General features: G+C 35.4%; 14 protein-coding genes and 2 riboswitches. Of the genes, 13 read left to right on the forward strand and 1 reads right to left on the reverse strand.

The window, feature by feature from the left end; translation table 11 throughout:
* Positions 1 to 43: 43 nt before the first annotated feature.
* Positions 44 to 152, forward strand: a riboswitch (SAM riboswitch).
* An 80-nt stretch (positions 153 to 232) separates the two neighbouring features.
* The 4 genes from thrA to AC4PRO_RS13310 all read left to right on the forward strand — a co-directional run bounded on the left by thrA (position 233) and on the right by AC4PRO_RS13310 (position 5,932).
* Positions 233 to 3,619: a bifunctional aspartate kinase/homoserine dehydrogenase I gene (gene thrA / locus AC4PRO_RS13295; protein WP_074720992.1), complete on the forward strand. Its 3,387-nt coding sequence runs from the start codon at positions 233 to 235 to the stop codon at positions 3,617 to 3,619.
* Between the two features lie 118 nt (positions 3,620 to 3,737).
* Positions 3,738 to 4,172, forward strand: a complete 435-nt coding sequence (locus AC4PRO_RS13300) for an OsmC family protein (protein WP_074720994.1) — start codon at positions 3,738 to 3,740, stop codon at positions 4,170 to 4,172.
* 98 nt (positions 4,173 to 4,270) lie between these two features.
* Positions 4,271 to 5,443, forward strand: coding sequence for a trans-sulfuration enzyme family protein (locus tag AC4PRO_RS13305; protein ID WP_492117667.1), 1,173 nt, complete (start codon positions 4,271 to 4,273; stop codon positions 5,441 to 5,443).
* A gap of 78 nt (positions 5,444 to 5,521) precedes the next feature.
* Positions 5,522 to 5,932 carry an RrF2 family transcriptional regulator gene (locus tag AC4PRO_RS13310; protein WP_074720998.1) on the forward strand — a complete coding sequence of 137 codons (411 nt, stop codon included), beginning with the start codon at positions 5,522 to 5,524 and terminating at the stop codon, positions 5,930 to 5,932.
* A gap of 76 nt (positions 5,933 to 6,008) precedes the next feature.
* Here AC4PRO_RS13310 and AC4PRO_RS13315 read toward each other — a convergent pair whose 3' ends face one another.
* Positions 6,009 to 6,797 carry a sulfite exporter TauE/SafE family protein gene (locus tag AC4PRO_RS13315; RefSeq protein WP_074721000.1) on the reverse strand — a complete coding sequence of 263 codons (789 nt, stop codon included), beginning with the start codon at positions 6,795 to 6,797 and terminating at the stop codon, positions 6,009 to 6,011.
* 326 nt (positions 6,798 to 7,123) lie between these two features.
* On the opposite strand from AC4PRO_RS13315, the gene AC4PRO_RS13320 reads away from it, so the two are divergent.
* The 9 genes from AC4PRO_RS13320 to AC4PRO_RS13360 all read left to right on the forward strand — a co-directional run bounded on the left by AC4PRO_RS13320 (position 7,124) and on the right by AC4PRO_RS13360 (position 17,232).
* The gene (locus AC4PRO_RS13320; RefSeq protein WP_492117668.1) at positions 7,124 to 7,825 is read left to right on the forward strand and encodes a phosphoadenylyl-sulfate reductase; all 702 of its coding nucleotides are present in this window, start codon (positions 7,124 to 7,126) and stop codon (positions 7,823 to 7,825) included.
* 109 nt (positions 7,826 to 7,934) lie between these two features.
* Positions 7,935 to 8,834, forward strand: coding sequence for a sulfate adenylyltransferase subunit CysD (gene cysD / locus AC4PRO_RS13325; RefSeq protein ID WP_074721004.1), 900 nt, complete (start codon positions 7,935 to 7,937; stop codon positions 8,832 to 8,834).
* A gap of 1 nt (position 8,835) precedes the next feature.
* Positions 8,836 to 9,567: a DUF2490 domain-containing protein gene (locus tag AC4PRO_RS13330; protein WP_492117669.1), complete on the forward strand. Its 732-nt coding sequence runs from the start codon at positions 8,836 to 8,838 to the stop codon at positions 9,565 to 9,567.
* Positions 9,568 to 9,677: 110 nt separating this feature from the next.
* Positions 9,678 to 10,922, forward strand: coding sequence for a sulfate adenylyltransferase subunit 1 (locus AC4PRO_RS13335; protein WP_074721008.1), 1,245 nt, complete (start codon positions 9,678 to 9,680; stop codon positions 10,920 to 10,922).
* Between the two features lie 246 nt (positions 10,923 to 11,168).
* Positions 11,169 to 13,262, forward strand: coding sequence for a ferredoxin-like domain-containing protein (locus AC4PRO_RS13340; protein ID WP_492117670.1), 2,094 nt, complete (start codon positions 11,169 to 11,171; stop codon positions 13,260 to 13,262).
* A complete protein-coding gene (gene cobA, locus AC4PRO_RS13345; RefSeq protein ID WP_492117671.1) occupies positions 13,252 to 14,046 on the forward strand; it encodes a uroporphyrinogen-III C-methyltransferase in 795 nt (264 codons plus the stop codon). The genes AC4PRO_RS13340 and cobA overlap by 11 nt, the downstream gene beginning before the upstream one ends.
* The gene (locus tag AC4PRO_RS13350; RefSeq protein ID WP_492117672.1) at positions 14,033 to 14,611 is read left to right on the forward strand and encodes a precorrin-2 dehydrogenase/sirohydrochlorin ferrochelatase family protein; all 579 of its coding nucleotides are present in this window, start codon (positions 14,033 to 14,035) and stop codon (positions 14,609 to 14,611) included. The genes cobA and AC4PRO_RS13350 overlap by 14 nt, the downstream gene beginning before the upstream one ends.
* A gap of 106 nt (positions 14,612 to 14,717) precedes the next feature.
* Positions 14,718 to 15,770 (forward strand): NAD(P)/FAD-dependent oxidoreductase, encoded by a 1,053-nt coding sequence (locus AC4PRO_RS13355; RefSeq protein WP_492117681.1) that lies wholly within the window; start codon positions 14,718 to 14,720, stop codon positions 15,768 to 15,770.
* A 93-nt stretch (positions 15,771 to 15,863) separates the two neighbouring features.
* A riboswitch (SAM riboswitch) is annotated at positions 15,864 to 15,984 on the forward strand.
* Positions 15,985 to 16,230: 246 nt separating this feature from the next.
* Positions 16,231 to 17,232 carry a homocysteine S-methyltransferase family protein gene (locus tag AC4PRO_RS13360; protein ID WP_492117673.1) on the forward strand — a complete coding sequence of 334 codons (1,002 nt, stop codon included), beginning with the start codon at positions 16,231 to 16,233 and terminating at the stop codon, positions 17,230 to 17,232.
* The last annotated feature ends 436 nt before the right edge of the window (positions 17,233 to 17,668 follow it).

The raw sequence follows: 17,668 nt of genomic DNA on the forward strand, positions 1-17,668 counted from the left end.
ATATGTAGTTAATTTGCAGTAATAAGTTCACACACGTATTGAAATGTTATAAAGAAAGGACGAGGGATTAGACCCGATGAAGCCTTAGCAACCCTTCGAGAAATCGGAGAAGGTGCTGCATTCTACCACTCCTAAAAGTGGAAAGATAACAACAAGAATTTCTCTAGTATTTACCTAGTTTTTTCTTTCTAATATTTCCAAATACAAATCAAAATCAATAAAAGATTTGAAATTGGAAAATAAAATATCCCATATTACCATCCAAAATTTCACCACACACAATGGTGCTTTTTATGCTACCCTAAACTTAAGTTTTCAGGTTTTTGGAGCTCCTTTGCATACTGCTCCCATTATTTTAATAAATCACGCCTTGACGGGAAATTCACAAGTAATTGGGGAATCTGGATGGTGGAATGATATCGTGGGAGTAGATAAAACCATAGATACTAGAAAATATACTATTGTCTCTTTTGATGTGCCTGGTAACGGTTTTAATTCGGCTACTATCGAAAATTACAGAGATTTTATCGCAAGAGATATTGCTAGAATTTTCATCGAAGGGCTTCGCGTTTTAAAGATTGATAATTTATTCGCTCTCATCGGAGGTTCTGTTGGTGGTGGAATTGCTTGGGAAATTTTGGCCTTAGAGCCTAAACTAGCGCAAAACTTTATTCCCATCGCCACAGATTGGAAAGCGACTGACTGGTTGATTGCTAATTGCTATTTGCAAGAGAAAATCCTTAATAATTCTAAAAAACCTATTGAAGATGCGCGTATTCACGCAATGTTATGTTACCGCACGCCAGAATCTTTTAAAGAGAAATTCAATAGAGACATTAATGTGCAACTAGAAACCTTTCAAGTGGAAAGTTGGTTGAATTACCACGGCGAAAAACTAGAAAAAAGGTTTCAACTGTCGGCATATAAAATGATGAACCAACTTTTAAAAACGATTGATATTACTCGCAATCACGAGTCATTAGAATCAATTATATCTAAAGTGGACGCGAACATATATATTGTAGGAATCAATTCGGATTTATTTTTTACAGCGAAGGAGAATCGAGAAACTTACAACGAGATTAAAAAATTTAAAAATAATGTATTCTACAGTGAGATTGACTCACAACACGGGCACGATGCCTTTTTGATAGAATATGAACAATTAGACAATTTATTAGAAGTTGTTTTCAAAAATAAAAAGCAGATGAAAATAGTAAAATTTGGCGGTAAATCTTTGGCAAACGGCGATGGTATCGATAGAGTTTTGGATATTATTGAGGGTAAAATAAAACAAGAAGAGAAAATTGCAGTAGTAGTTTCGGCAAGAGGAAAAGCAACAGATGAGCTGGACGATATTCTTACTATTGCAGCCAAAAACGGGAATTACAAACCGCTTTTAGAAAGTTTCAAAACCTATCAAAAAGATGGTTTTGATAAAGTTGATTTTTCAACTGAATTTGATAAATTAGATAAGCTTTTTGAAGGCGTTAGCTTGATTGGCGATTATAGCGTGAAGATTCAAGATCAAGTTTTAGCACATGGCGAAGTGCTTTCGGCTAAATTATTGGTGTTTTTATTGAATGAACGAGGTATTCCTGCAAAACTAGCAGACACCAGAGAATTAATTATAACCGATTCTAATTTTGGCGATGCACAACCATTAGACGCTGTTTCGAAAAAGAATTTCATCCAAATTTTTAAAGAAAACAAGGATGTTGTTTTGGTGATTACTGGTTTTATTGGTTCGAATGCAAAACACGAAACCACTACTTTAGGTAGAAACGGAAGTAATTATACGGCATCATTAGTTGCCAGTTATATCAATGCCGAAGAATTGCAAAACTTCACTCATGTTGACGGAATTTACACTGCCAATCCTGAATTAGTTTTAGATGCAAAAAAGATTGAATCTTTGTCTTATAACGAAGCAAATGAAATTGCTAATTTTGGAGCGAATATTTTGCACGCCAAAACCATCATTCCGCTGTTAGAAAAAAATATCCCTCTTCGAATTCTGAATACGTTCAATCATAAAAATAATGGAACTTTAATCACGTCAAATTCTAATGCGAGCGGAATTAAAACATTATCTGTTTTAGAAAATGTTTCTTTGGTGAATTTAGAAGGAAGAGGTTTACTTGGAAAAACGGGAGTTGATGCTCGTATTTTTAGAGTAATGGGAGATAATGATATTAGTGTGAGTATCATTTCGCAAGGTTCTTCTGAACGAGGAATTGGACTAGTGGTTGCTGCTGATAAAGCAACAAAAGCAATGATTGAATTAGAGAAAGAATTTGAAAACGATTTTTATTCTAAGGATGTCAATAAGATTACAGTGGTAGACAATGTATCTGTGATTTCAATAATAGGTCAGGATTTGAGCACGTTTCACAAGCCTTATACGGCATTGATAAAAAACAAAATTGTCCCTATTCTTTTCAATAATACAGTAACGGGTAAAAACGTGAGTTTAGTGGTTAAAAAATCAGAACTAAACAAAGCGTTGAATGTTATTCATGGAGAGATTTTTGGCGTAGCCAAGAAAATAAACATTGCCATTTTCGGACATGGATTAGTGGGAGGTACTTTGATTAATCAAATATTAGAGTCAGCTGGAGCTATCGAAAAACGAAAAGATATTAAACTCAACGTTTTTGCTATTGCCAATTCTAAAAAAGTATTGCTTAATAAAAAAGGAATTAACGCTAACTGGAAAAAAGAGTTACATACTGATGGAGTTGCATATACTTTAAATGATATTATCGCTTATGCAAATGAACATCATTTAGAGAATTTGATTGCCATTGATAATACGGCAAGTGCAAGTTTTGTAGAAAATTATATTCCGCTGGTTGATAGTAGTTTTGATTTAATTTCATCCAATAAAGTGGCTAATACATTGAGTTATGGTTTTTATAAAGAACTAAGAGGTGTTTTAGAAAAAAATCAGAAGAATTATCTGTACGAAACTAATGTAGGAGCAGGATTACCATTGATTGATACTATTAAATTATTGCATCTTTCAGGTGAAAATATTACCAAAATAAAAGGGGTGTTCTCAGGAACCTTGAGTTATTTGTTTAATAATTTCTCTTCTAAGGATGTTCCGTTTAGTGAAATCTTGAAAGAAGCAATTGATAGCGGATTCACAGAGCCAGATCCAAGAGAGGATTTATGCGGGAATGACGTAGGTAGAAAATTATTGATTCTTGCAAGAGAATTAGACTTGCAGAATGAATTTGAAGAAATAGATATTCAGAATTTAATTCCAGAACATTTACGTGAAGGAAGTGCCGCTGATTTCTTGACTAAATTAAAGGAATTTGACCCTATTTACAATAAAATAAAAAGCGAACAAAAACCAAATCACGTCTTGAGATACATTGGGGAATTATCTGGAGATTTACAGCATGACAAAGGAATTTTGGAAGTAAAATTAGTTTCCGTACCTTCGGATACTGCTTTGGGAGGATTGAAAGGTTCTGATTCGTTCTTCGAAATATATACCGAATCGTATGGAGATCGACCAATTGTAATTCAAGGCGCAGGAGCCGGTTCTGCCGTTACTGCAAGAGGGGTTTTTGGAGATATTTTGAGGTTGTCTGATAAGGGATAGAAAAGTGTTCAGTTGCTGAGTATTCAGAAAAATAAATAAAAAATCCGTTGCAATCGTTTTTAAATCCGCGTCATCCGCGTTCAAAAAAAAAGCGTGAGCAACGTTCAAAAAGTACAATATGAAAATTACATTAAACAGAGTAAATGACAACTTCCATTTCGAATTAAAAAACGAAAGAGGACATATAGTAAACGTAGACAGCCGTCCAGAATTTGGTGGCGATGATCAAGGGCCAAGCCCAATGGAATTAGTTTTAATGGGAGTTGCAGGATGTAGCGCCATTGATATGATTTCGATTTTAAAGAAACAACGTCAAGAAATTACTTCATTCAAAGCTGAGGTAGAAGGCGAGCGGGTGCAAGTAGGAGAGGCAAAACCGTTTAAAGACATCTACTTGGTGTTTTCTTTAGAAGGCGATATAAAAGAAGACAAAGCGGCAAAAGCAGCGCAATTATCTTTTGACAAATATTGCTCGGTTTCTAAAACGTTAGAGCCAACAGCGACGATACATTACAAAGTAGTTTTAAATGGAGTGGAATTAGCAAAAGTCTAATTTACCTCCTTTTAGAACTAAATACAATTCACTATTATTTTGTGAGCCTCTGAGTTTCCTTCGTGAATCTTTGTGGAACACTTTTAACAAACAACAGCATGAACGAAGAAGAATTTGGTTTTGAAACCGAAGCCATCCGCACCCAATTAGAACGTACCCAATATTTAGAGCACTCCGTACCATTATATTTAACCTCTAGTTTTGTATTTGAAGACGCCGAAGATATGCGTGCCTCATTTGCCGAAGAGAAAGACAGAAATATTTATAGCCGCTACAGCAACCCGAATACTAATGAGTTTGTAGAGAAAGTTTGTAAGATGGAAGGAGCAACTGCTGGTTTTGCCTTTGCTTCAGGAATGGCTGCGGTGTATTCAACGATGGCTGCATTATTGAAATCTGGTGATCATATTGTCTCTTCCAGTAGTGTTTTTGGAGCGACACATTCCTTGTTTGTTAATTATTTTCCAAAGTGGAACATTCAAACATCGTATTTTGATATCAACGAGCCAGAAACTATTGAAAGTTTCATCACGCCTGATACAAAGATTCTTTTTGCTGAATCGCCAACGAATCCTGCAGTTGATATTATAGATTTAGAATTGCTCGGGAATATTGCCAAAAAGCACAATTTGATTTTAGTAATCGACAACTGTTTTGCAACTCCTTATTTACAGCAACCTATAAAATGGGGAGCGCATTTGGTAGTGCATTCGGCTACAAAGTTAATGGATGGCCAAGGAAGAGTTTTGGGAGGAGTAACGGTTGGTGATCCTGAATTGATTCATAAAATATATTTGTTTTCCCGACTTACGGGACCTTCTTTATCTCCATTTAATGCGTGGGTTTTATCCAAGAGTTTAGAGACATTAGCGATTCGATTGGATAGACATTGCGAAAATGCTCTGAAAGTGGCTGAGTTTTTAGAACAGCATCCAAATGTGAATCGCGTAAAATATCCGTTCTTAAAATCGCATCCACAATATGAAATTGCCCAAAAACAAATGAAAGCGGGAGGTAATATTGTCGCTTTTGAAATAAAAGGGGGACTTGAAGCGGGAAGAAACTTCTTAGATAAAATAAAATTATGTTCACTATCGCCAAATTTAGGTGATACCAGAACAATTGTAACGCATCCCGCTTCAACAACGCACAGTAAATTATCAGTTGATGAAAGATTGGCGGTGAGTATTACTGATGGTTTAGTGCGTGTTTCTGTAGGTTTAGAAACCGTGAAAGATGTTATCGCTGATTTGGAACAAGCTTTGGCTTAGATTTGTGATTAACGAATTTTGATTGTAGATTTGGTAATAATATTTTTATCATCATTCAACAATCATAAATCCTTACAAATGCTTTCAAAGAAAACAAAATACGGAATTAAAGCGTTGACTTTTTTGGCTCGCCAAGAAGATCAAACACCTGTTGCTATTGCTGATATTGCAAAAAGTGAAAATATTTCGGTTAAGTTTTTGGAAAGCATATTATTGCTTTTACGACATTCGGGTTTTTTGGGTGCCAAAAAAGGAAAAGGTGGCGGATATTACTTAATCAAAGACCCTAAGGAAATTAATATGGCCAAGGTCTATCGTATTCTTGAAGGCCCAATTGCATTATTGCCTTGTGCAAGTCATAACTTTTATGAAAAATGTGATGATTGTAAAGATGAGGTTTCTTGCGCAGTACGCAAGTTAATGACGGAAGTCCGTGATAATACATTAAAAATATTAGAGAATAATTCTCTTGCAGATATAGCATTTTAATTCTTAAGTATAACAATAAAAGACCCTTTCATTAGATAAATAATGAAAGGGTCTTTTATTGTCAATTAATTATTTTTTAAGCCATAAAAACAAGTTTGTAACCTACAAAGAATAACATTCCTGCAATGGCATTTCGAAGTAATATATCGGGTACTTTACCACTTAACATGCTGCCGATGAAAATTCCTGGAAGCGATCCTATTAATAATTGCCCTAAAAGTCCTAAATCTAAATTCCCCATGGTAGCATGTCCTAAACCGGCAACTAAAGTTAAAGGAACAGCATGTGCAATCTCGGTGCCTACTAGTTTTGGTGTTGCTAAAATTGGGTATAAGAAAAATAAGGTAACAGTTCCAAGTGCTCCAGCTCCAATTGATGTTAAGGTTACAGTAGCACCTAATAAAACTCCAATAGCAACAGTCAATACGTTTTGCGTTTTACTCTCACTATGAAATTTATCTCCTGAATGCTTTTGAGAGAAGTTTAAAAGCTTCTTTTTGAATAAAACGGCTATGGAAGTCATTAGTAATGCCCAACCTAAGCTACATTTAATTACTGCGTTTAATGCCGAAACATCTGTTTTTATGCTATGTAAAATCCATAATGTTACTAAGGCCGCTGGGACACTTCCTAACGAAAGCCAACCTGTGATTTTCCAATTAATATTCTTTTTTTTATGATGTACATATACACCACCCATTTTAGTAAATGCCGCATACAATAGATCAGTTCCAACAGCTGTTGTAGGTGGAATTCCGAACCATAATAAAATGGGAGTCATTAGTGAACCGCCTCCAACACCTGTTAATCCTACAATAAAACCAACAGTTAAACCCGCGATGACTAATCCTATTTGAAAATCCATACAATTAATTTTTCGTCAAAATTAATAACTATTTAACAACTATCCTATAGGGAAAGTAGACTAATTGAAATATATTTTAAAAATTGAATATTAATGGAGATAGAACAGTATTATTTAGCAATAATAGAAAAGGAAGTGCCAATAGTTATTGATTCACTAATTATTGGCTTATAAAGGTCTAATGTGCTTTTTTTGAGTCTATAAGGTATTATTTTATTTAGAATAAAAAATCCAAATTTTGTTTTGTACTTTAGAAATAAGTATTACTTTTGCCTTTAAATCTACTAAACCGATAGGGTAATAGATTTTGTAATAAATAAAATAAAATGAGCACAACGATCATACAAACATTAATAGAAAAAACAAAAGACTTTTCAATAGAAGAGGCTTTTACTTTTTTAGCAAATGAATATAAAGACAAAGTGGTTTTTTCAACTTCTTTTGGACAAGAAGATCAGGTGATTACGGCTTTAATTGCTAATAGTAACGCTTCAATCAATATTTTTACTTTAGATACTGGACGTTTGTTTCAAGAAACTTATGATGTTTTTCATAAGACATTAAAAAAGTATAAAAAACATATTGAAGTATATTTTCCTGAAGCTGCTGATGTTCAAAACCTATTGAATGCAAAAGGACCGAATAGCTTTTATGAATCGGTTGAAAACAGAAAAGAGTGTTGTTTTATTCGAAAAGTAGCGCCATTAACAAAAGCTTTAAAAGGAAATTCAGTTTGGATTACAGGATTAAGAGCCGAGCAATCAGAAAACAGAAATGACTTGCATCTTTTAGAATACGACGCCAAGTTCGAAATAATCAAATTCAACCCATTATTAAAATGGTCATTGAAAGAAGTAGAGGATTATTTAGAAAAAAACAATGTACCACAAAATGCTTTACACAAAAAAGGATTTGTAAGCATTGGTTGTGCGCCGTGTACAAGAGCAATTGCAGAAGGGGAAGACATTAGAGCCGGAAGATGGTGGTGGGAATCGAGTCACAAAGAATGCGGTTTGCACCAGAAATAAGGTTCGAAGTACGAACATAGAGGTTCAAAATAAAATTTAAAAACGAATATAATTCCGTTTGCTATCGCCCTCATTCGGAGGGGGTTGGGGGGAGGATAAAAAATAAGCCATGAGTACAATATTAAAAACAAACGCATTAGAAAGCGAAGCGATATACATTTTTAGAGAAGTAATTTCTCAATTTGACAAACCAGTATTGCTTTTTTCTGGAGGAAAAGATTCAATTACTTTGGTTCGCTTAGCACAAAAAGCATTCTTTCCAGCTAAAATTCCTTTTCCGTTATTACATGTGGATACCGGACACAATTTTCCTGAAACAATTGAATTCAGAGACCGATTGGTTAAAGAATTAGGATTAGAGTTAATTGTTCGAAATGTACAAGATGCAATTGACGAGGGGAAAGTAGTAGAAGAAACCGGAAAATATTCTAGTAGAAATAGCCTGCAAACCACAACACTTTTAGATGCTATCGAAGAATTTAAATTTGATGCTTGTATTGGTGGTGCACGTAGAGACGAAGAAAAAGCAAGAGCAAAAGAACGTATTTTTTCGGTACGTGATGATTTTGGTCAATGGGATGAAAAAAACCAACGTCCGGAGTTATTCGATTTATTAAACGGGAAAATTGAAAATGGTCAAAATGTGCGCGTTTTTCCTATTTCAAACTGGACTGAATTAGATGTTTGGAGTTATATCGAACAAGAACAAATCGAAATTCCATCCATTTACTTTTCTCACAAACGTAAGGTATTCTTGAGAGACGGAATGATTTGGTCACACTCTCCTTATGTATACCAAGAAGAAAACGAAGAAATTGAAGAAAGAATTGTTCGTTTTAGAACCGTTGGAGATATGAGTTGTACAGCAGCAGTTGATTCTTATGCAGCTACAATATCTGAAGTGGTAGGCGAAATTAGATTATCAACTATATCAGAGAGAGGTGCCAGAATTGATGATAAACGTTCTGAAGCTGCAATGGAGAAAAGAAAGCAACAAGGATACTTTTAGAATGAAGTTAATTAAAATACTGTTGAGTTTGTTTTTGATGAGTATTGGGGTAAAGGCGCAAACAGAGAAAGTGGTAGACAAACAAAGTTTACTTTGGGTGCGATATTACAATCAGCTGGAATTAAATGCTAAATGGGCCGTTCACACTGAAATTGATAATAGGATTTTTATAAATCCAGTAACGCAAAACACATTTGTTAGTCGGCTTCAAATCAGGAATAAAATAACAGATAAGGTAGAGTTAGGAGCTGGGTTTGCTTATTTCTCTGTGGCAACACAAAATCCTGAAGTTAAAAATGAGTTTCATGTACCAGAATATCGAGCGCAGCAGGATGTAAGCATAAGGCAGGCTTTAGGAAAAGTAAATCTAACGCATAGGTACCAATTAGAAGAGCGGTTTATCCGCAATGCAAGTAAGTTGCAGTTAGAAGATGGAACTACATTTTACCTAAGGTTTAGATACCGAATTTATGGTGATTGGACTTTTTGGAAAAAAGATAAACGATTTTTAAAAGCGATATTTTATGATGAAATAATGATTAATGGTGGAAACAAAATTATCAAAAATACATTTGATCAAAATCGAATTTATGCAGCAGTGCAAATAGGGGTTAGTCCAAACGTTGCATTAGAATTAGGTTATTTAAATAGTTTTCAAGAAAGAGTAAACGGAGTTGATTATTTTAATAGAGATATAATTAGATTCAGCCTCATTCATAAAATTAAAATATAATTCAGATTAAAATCTGTTTACAAAATAAAAATAAAAACATTCAGATTTAAAGGTTTTTATAAAGGCAATCAATGAAACCTTAAACTTTTAAACTTTAAACAAAAAATAAAATGGAAGTTTTAAAAATAGCAACGGCAGGAAGTGTAGATGACGGAAAAAGTACATTAATCGGAAGGTTATTGTACGATACACAATCTTTGACTACAGACAAACTAGAAGCAATAGAAAAAAGCAGCAAGCAAAAAGGATACGATTATCTAGATTTTTCTTTAGCTACAGATGGTTTAGTGGCAGAGAGAGAACAAGGAATCACCATTGATGTGGCGCACATTTATTTTTCTACAGCTAAGAAAAGTTACATTATTGCAGATACTCCAGGGCACGTTGAGTACACGCGTAACATGGTTACAGGAGCTTCAACTTCGCAAGTATCTATCATTTTGATTGATGCTCGTAAAGGCGTAATTGAGCAAACGTACCGTCACTTTTTTATCAATAATTTATTGAGAGTAAAAGAAGTAATTGTTGCGGTTAATAAAATGGATTTAGTTGATTATTCAGAAGAAATCTATAATAAAATTAAAGCCGACTTTGAAGCATTAAACGCCAAAAGTACTTTTAAAGAACAAAATGTAAGTTACATTCCATTAAGTGCTTTGACTGGCGATAATGTAGTAGAATCATTGGGTGGAATGCCGTGGTACGAAGGGCAAACAATCTTAGAACACCTCGAGGCTTTAGAGCCAGCAGATGTTTATGAAAAAGGGAAAGCACGTTTCCCTGTTCAAACAGTAATCCGACCGAAAACAGAAGAGTACCACGATTTTAGAGGATATGCTGGTAAACTACACGGAAACAATATTAAAGTGGGAGATGCAGTGACTGTATTACCTTCTTTAACAGAATCGAAAGTGTCTAAAATTCACTTTTTTGATAAACAATTTGATGAAGCTTCTGTGGGATCTTCAATTACGATCGAATTAGAAAATGACATTAATGTAACTAGAGGAGACATGATAGTAAAATCATCTGAATTGCCTAAAGTTGAAAAAGACATTAATACTACAGTTTGTTGGATGGACAGTAAAAAACTCGTCCCAGGTGCAAAATATTTTGTGCAACATAACACCAATAGAGTTTTGGCTAAAATTGACAGCGTGAAAAACGTGATTGCAACTGATTTCTCAGGAACAACCGAAGCGTCTCAATTAGCAATTAACGAAATAGGAGAAGTAAATATCAAGTTAAGCAAAGCAATTTATTTTGATGCATACAACGATAATAAATCAAATGGTGCTTTTATCTTAATCGATGCAGCAACCAATACAACAGCAGGAGTAGGGTTTATTAGGTAATCCCCACCCCGGCCCTCCCCGAAGGGGAGGGAGAGATTGTCGAAAATGTTTGTAGATAAACTTGGTGGTTAAGTATTTTAGACTAGGTTATAACAAGAATCAAACTCCTCAATGGCTTTTGTCTTTTTGAAATTGAATAGTAAAGATGAATTGAAAATTCAGAACCAGAATATAACATAATAAAGCTCCTCAACGGCTCCCCCTCCTTCGGAGGGGGCTGGGGGGAGGATAATAGTAAAAATAGGTATGGAAAGTTTTAGAACCGAAATAGAGAATCCGATTGTTCAAAAAGAAATAATCGATTTAGAAAGAAAAATTGCTTTATTCAAAGATGGTAAAATTGATGAGGAACGTTTTCGTTCGCTGCGTTTAGCACGTGGTGTTTATGGTCAGCGTCAAGAAGGCGTACAAATGATTCGTATTAAATTGCCATTTGGTAAAGTAAGCAGCGAGCAATTAATACGTATTAGTAAAGTTTCTGATGAATATTCTACGGGGCGTTTGCATATCACAACGCGTCAGGATATCCAGATTCACTATGTGAGTTTAGATAGAACTCCAGAACTTTGGGCACAATTAGCAATCGATGACATTACACTTCGCGAGGCTTGTGGTAACACTGTTAGAAATATTACAGCAAGTGAATTAGCAGGAGTTGATGTAGATGAACCTTTTGATGTTTCGCCCTATGCACACGCCATGTTTCAGTTTTTCTTGAGAAATCCTATTTGTCAAGAAATGGGACGTAAATTCAAAATGTCATTTTCATCTTCAGATAAAGATACTGCCTTGAGTTATTTGCATGATTTAGGATTTATTCCAAAGATTGTTAATGGTGAGCGCGGATTCAAAGTAATGCTAGGAGGAGGATTAGGTTCGCAGCCACATCATGCCGAATTATTATCAGAATTTATTCCTGTAAACCAAATTATCCCAACAACTGAAGGGGTTTTGAGAATATTTGATCGCTTTGGCGAAAGAGCCAAACGTTTAAAAGCACGTATGAAATTTCTAATCAAAGATATTGGTCGCGATGAATTTTTACGTTTAGTTGACGAAGAGAAAAAAGCACTGTCATACCAGTTTTACGAAATTGACACAACTGATTTTGATGTTACTATTCCAGTGACTTTATTAGAAGTGCCAAAAGTAACTATTGAAGATACAGCCGCTTTTGAAGCTTGGAAAAAATCGAATGTAATTGCTCAAAAACAAGCAGGGTATTACGCCATTGGTATCAAAGTACTTTTAGGAGATTTTTATACAGATAAAGCCAGAGCATTAGCTGATTTAATCAAAAATTACGGTGCTAATGAATTGCGTTTTTCACTAAAACAAAACATTGTACTTCGAAATATAAAAGAAGAAAACCTAGCTTTCTTTTACCAAGAATTAGCCAAATTAGACTTCGTGACACTAGGTTACGATACAATTAACGATATAACCGCATGCCCAGGAACAGATACCTGTAATCTCGGAATTGCAAGCAGTACCGGAATTGCAGAAGAATTAGAAAGAGTTTTAAAATTAGAATTCCCACAATATAAAGAGAATCAAGAAATCACGATAAAAATTAGTGGTTGTATGAATGCTTGTGGGCAACACAATATGTCATCAATAGGTTTTCAAGGAATGTCTATTAATGCAGGTAAATTAGTGGCACCAGCATTACAAGTATTACTTGGAGGAGGAATCCTTGGAGATGGGAAAGGACGTTTTTCAGATAAAGTTATTAAAATTCCAAGCCGTAGAGGACCTGATGCATTGCGTTATATCTTAAATGACTTTAGTGCCAATGCGAATGGTAAATCATTTTTAGATTATTACGACGCTCAAGGCGAAAAGTATTTCTACGAATTCCTAAAGCCATTGGCAGACACAACAAATCTTGTCGATGCTGATTTTATTGATTGGGGAAATGCTGATAACTATGTTAAAGCGGTTGGAGTTGGAGAATGCGCGGGTGTTGTAATTGATTTAGTGGCCACTTTATTATTGGAGGCCAAAGATAAATTGACTTTTGCACAAGAAGCTTTCGAAGATAAAAACTGGGCAGATGCTATTTATCTTGCCTATGCAGGTTTTGTAAATGGTGCTAAAGCCTTGTTACTTTCAGAAAACCAAAAAACAAACCATCAAGCGGGAATAATAGATTTATTTGATACTGTTTTTGTAGAAACGAATAAAATTCCATTGCAATCCACATTAAAGGACTTAGTATTTCAAATCAATAAGAATGAACCATCTGAAGAATTTGCTGTAAAGTACATTCAAGAAGCAATTGCTTTCTTTGACACCATCGAAGCATTCAGACTTAAAGACCTAAAAGATGAAAAATAAAATAGAACCTCAGGTAACACTAGTAGGAGCGGGTCCGGGAGATCCGGATTTATTGACTATCAAAGGGGCAAAAGCATTGGCTGAAGCGAATGTCGTTTTGTATGATGCTTTGGCTAATGAAGAACTGTTGTCTTTTGCTCCTAAAAAAGCATTGAAGATATTTGTTGGGAAAAGAAAAGGATGTCATGCGTATTCTCAAGATGAAATCAACCAGTTAATTGTAGATAACGCACTTACTTATGGTAATGTAGTACGATTAAAAGGTGGTGATCCTTTTATCTTTGGAAGAGGAAGTGAAGAAATAGAATTCGTAGAAAGCTTTGGAATTCCTACATTTGTAATTCCTGGTATCTCATCGTCTATTGCGGTTCCAGCTTCTCAAGGAATTTCTTTGACAAAAAGAGGCGTTTCAGAGAGCTTTTGGGTGATTACTGGAACTACTTCAGCACGAAAATTATCTACAGATGTAGCTTTAGCGGCCCAATCGACGGCAACAGTCGTCATTTTGATGGGGATGAGCAAGCTGGATCAGATTGTGGCGTTATTCCAAAACGAATCCAAAGGAGCAATGCCCGTTGCGATTATTCAAAACGGAACTACGCCAGAAGAGAAAGTGGGAATTGGAACTATCGATACAATCCAGAAAGTTGTAGCGGAGAATAAATTAAGTTCGCCTGCCATAATTGTAATTGGAGAAGTGGTTGGTGATAGTAAGAAAAGAGCAGGTTTTTATAAAGAATTAAAATCAAACCACAATACAGTATTGGTATATGGAAAGGAATGAATTATATCCTATATTTTTAAAAATGCATCAAGTCAAAGTACTTATTGTAGGAGGAGGAAATGTGGGCTTAGAAAAACTTTCGTTTTTGCTAAAATCTAGTCCTAATGCTAATGTTGAGGTTGTTGCTCCAAAATTTTTACCTGAATTAATTGAGTTAGTCAATAAGCATGATTCGGTAAAACTGACCATGAAGAAATTCAAGAAAAAGATGCTCAAGAAAAGGCATATGGTTATTGCTTGTACGGATGATCTTGAAGTGAATAAAAGAATTTATGATTTATGTAGGGAAAGATATTTAATTTGCAATATCGCTGATACGCCAGAATTATGCGATTATTATTTGGGAGGAATCGTAACCAAAGGAAATGTCAAAATTGCGATTTCAACAAATGGAAAATCACCTACAACAGCCAAAAGATTGCGCGAGTTTTTTGAAGAAATAATACCAGAAGATATCAACCAAATGGTTTTGAACCTGAATGAATACCGCAAAACCCTAAAAGGGAATTTTGAAGAGAAAGTTCAAAAAATGAATGAGGTTACCGCAGCGTTAAAAAATAAATAGAGATAAAAATAAGCGAATGATAAATATCATTTGATGAAGTAAAATTCAATCGTTAATTTGCATTAAATTAGTTTAGCATAATAGAAAGTACATGAAGAATATAGAAATGATTAAAACAGATATCCTTATTATAGGAGCCGGTCCTACTGGTTTATTTGCCGTTTTTGAAGCAGGATTATTAAAATTAAAATGTCACATATTAGACGCGTTACCACAAGTGGGTGGCCAACTTTCAGAACTATATCCTAAAAAACCGATCTACGACATCCCTGGGTTTCCAGAGGTTTTAGCGGGGGATTTAGTAGATAATCTAATGGAACAAATAAAGCAATTTGAGCCAGGTTTTACACTAGGAGAACGTGCTGAAACAATAGACAAACAAGAAGACGGAAGTTTCATTGTTACCTCTAATAAAGGGACGCAAATTCATGCTTCGGTTGTGGCGATAGCGGGAGGCTTGGGAAGTTTTGAGCCAAGAAAACCACTTATCGACGGAATCAATTTTTATGAAGATAAAGGCGTGAAGTATTTTATCAAAAACCCAGAAAAATTTAGAGATAAAAGAGTCGTTATTTCTGGTGGAGGAGACTCCGCTTTAGACTGGAGTATCTTCCTTTCGAATATTGCTTCCGAAGTAACTTTAATTCACAGAAGAAATGAATTTAGAGGAGCATTGGATTCTGTAGAAAAAGTGCAGGAATTAAAAGATGCTGGAAAAATCAGGTTGATTACACCTGCTGAAGTAGTAGGGCTTAATGGTGCAGAGCATATTGAATCCGTTGTACTTGATGAAAATGGCGCAAGAAGAACCATTCCTACAGATTACTTTATTCCTCTTTTCGGATTGACACCAAAATTAGGGCCAATAGGAAACTGGGGACTAGAAATTGAGAAAAACGCCATCAAAGTAGACAACGCATTGGATTACCAGACGAATATTCCAGGGATTTTCGCCATTGGTGATGTAAATACGTACCCAGGGAAATTAAAATTAATTCTTTGTGGTTTTCATGAGGCGACATTAATGTGTCAGGCTGCCTATCAAATTATCAATCCAGGTAAGAAATATGTGCTAAAATACACAACAGTTTCAGGAGTTGATGGTTTTGACGGGACTCGTAAAGAAGCTCCAAAAGCAGTGGTTAAAGCCATTGTATAACAATTCGCATAAAAACCAATAAAAAAATATGGCGTTAATACTTGCAAGTGTTAGCGCTATATCTTTTCTTTGCAGTGTTCCTATATTTATTGATCGTTATCACGAAAGGCGGAGGGAAAGACCCAATGAAACCTTAGCAACCCTTTATCTTATAAAGAAGGTGCTACATTCTACTTTATGCTGAACTTACTTCAGTATCTAAGATAGATAACACAAGAATACTTCCATAGTATTTCTCAAACCTTTTCTTGACAACTTTTATATTATTTTTTTTAGAGCGAATGATTGGTGCTTTTTGCCATCATCCTTCCTGCTGTACGCTATATCTTTTATTCTGAACCCCAGAATAAAAGGATGCCGCTTCCATCAGGGCTAAAGAATTTATATAGTGAACTTTTGTAATTAGTAATCAAAAGTAAAAATCCCAATTCCGATTGTGATTTTCAAGAAATAAAAAGTTATGTCCAATATTCACGAAGCCATTAAAAAAAACATTCTCATCCTCGATGGAGCTATGGGAACCATGTTGCAACGCTATAATTTCTCCGAAGAAGATTTTAGAGGAGAACGTTTCAAAGATTTTCCACATTCTCTAAAAGGAAACAACGATTTGTTGTCTATAACCCAGCCACAAGCGATTCGCGCCGTTCACGCAGCCTATTTTGAAGCGGGAGCAGATATTGTAGAAACCAATACCTTCTCAGGCACCACAATAGGTATGGCCGATTACCATTTAGAAGATTTGGTGTATGAACTCAATTATGAATCTGCCAAAATAGCCCGTGAAGTAGCCGATGAATTTACAGCCAAAAATCCAGATCAACCTCGTTTTGTAGCGGGTTCAATAGGTCCAACAAACCGGACTGCAAGCATGTCACCAGACGTAAACGATCCAGGATACAGAGCCGTAACCTTTGATGATTTGCGTATTGCTTACAAGCAACAAGTGGAAGCGCTGATAGACGGAGGAAGTGATATCTTATTGGTCGAAACTATTTTCGATACTTTAAATGCTAAAGCGGCACTTTTTGCCATCGAAGAAGTCAAAGACGAACGCAATATCGATATTCCAATCATGGTTTCAGGAACGATTACTGATGCTTCAGGAAGAACACTTTCAGGACAAACAGTAGAAGCATTTTTAGTTTCGGTTTCGCATATTCCGTTATTGAGTGTAGGATTTAATTGCGCCCTTGGTGCCGATTTATTGAAACCATATCTACAAACCTTGTCGCAAAATACGTCGTTCAATGTATCAGCGCATCCTAATGCAGGATTGCCCAATGCCTTTGGAGAATACGACGAAACACCCGCAGAAATGCAAGCACAAATAAAAACATATCTCGACGATAATTTAGTAAATATCATTGGTGGTTGTTGCGGAACAACACCAGAACACATCAGGCTAATTGCAGATATTGCAAAGGATTATAAACCGAGAGTTTCTACGGCAGTGATGTAAGACGGAGTAGAACTATACTATTTTGTCATTCTGACGAAGGAAGAATCTCTACAAGTTGCTCACATAACAAAGATTCTTCGTCCCTCAGAATGACAAAGAAGAGAGAATAACAATAAGTAAAAATGGTGAGGTTAAGGCAAGTTAACTTTGTTCTACCTACGAAGTAATCTGATTTAGTGGTTTCGCTAGCGCAAGCGTCTCGCTTGTGCCCGTAAAGAGATTAAAAGTATAGATTTTAGTTTTGTCATTCCGAGAAACGAAAGAATCAGGTAGCGAGAGTGACTGATGTAATTCTTCGTTAAAGTGAATGAGGTAAATGTTATCCTGTTGATGGATAAGCTGGATGAGATTGCTACGTTCCTCGCAATGACAAAAATGAATGGGAATGACATAGAATGCACAAATCCGCGTGAGGGAACGAATAGCCCGACCCTTT

The sequence above is a fragment of the Flavobacterium sp. DW-iso2 genome (assembly GCF_058725285.1).

What these genes read in the sequence shown, in the direction of transcription:
- AC4PRO_RS13300 (WP_074720994.1), top strand. Translation starts at nt 3,738, where the DNA reads ATGAAAATTACATTAAACAGAGTAAATGACAACTTCCATTTCGAATTA.
- AC4PRO_RS13305 (WP_492117667.1), top strand. Translation starts at nt 4,271, where the DNA reads ATGAACGAAGAAGAATTTGGTTTTGAAACCGAAGCCATCCGCACCCAA.
- AC4PRO_RS13310 (WP_074720998.1), top strand. Translation starts at nt 5,522, where the DNA reads ATGCTTTCAAAGAAAACAAAATACGGAATTAAAGCGTTGACTTTTTTG.
- AC4PRO_RS13315 (WP_074721000.1), bottom strand. Translation starts at nt 6,797, where the DNA reads ATGGATTTTCAAATAGGATTAGTCATCGCGGGTTTAACTGTTGGTTTT.
- AC4PRO_RS13320 (WP_492117668.1), top strand. Translation starts at nt 7,124, where the DNA reads ATGAGCACAACGATCATACAAACATTAATAGAAAAAACAAAAGACTTT.
- cysD (WP_074721004.1), top strand. Translation starts at nt 7,935, where the DNA reads ATGAGTACAATATTAAAAACAAACGCATTAGAAAGCGAAGCGATATAC.
- AC4PRO_RS13330 (WP_492117669.1), top strand. Translation starts at nt 8,836, where the DNA reads ATGAAGTTAATTAAAATACTGTTGAGTTTGTTTTTGATGAGTATTGGG.
- AC4PRO_RS13335 (WP_074721008.1), top strand. Translation starts at nt 9,678, where the DNA reads ATGGAAGTTTTAAAAATAGCAACGGCAGGAAGTGTAGATGACGGAAAA.
- AC4PRO_RS13340 (WP_492117670.1), top strand. Translation starts at nt 11,169, where the DNA reads ATGGAAAGTTTTAGAACCGAAATAGAGAATCCGATTGTTCAAAAAGAA.
- cobA (WP_492117671.1), top strand. Translation starts at nt 13,252, where the DNA reads ATGAAAAATAAAATAGAACCTCAGGTAACACTAGTAGGAGCGGGTCCG.
- AC4PRO_RS13350 (WP_492117672.1), top strand. Translation starts at nt 14,033, where the DNA reads ATGGAAAGGAATGAATTATATCCTATATTTTTAAAAATGCATCAAGTC.
- AC4PRO_RS13355 (WP_492117681.1), top strand. Translation starts at nt 14,718, where the DNA reads ATGATTAAAACAGATATCCTTATTATAGGAGCCGGTCCTACTGGTTTA.
- AC4PRO_RS13360 (WP_492117673.1), top strand. Translation starts at nt 16,231, where the DNA reads ATGTCCAATATTCACGAAGCCATTAAAAAAAACATTCTCATCCTCGAT.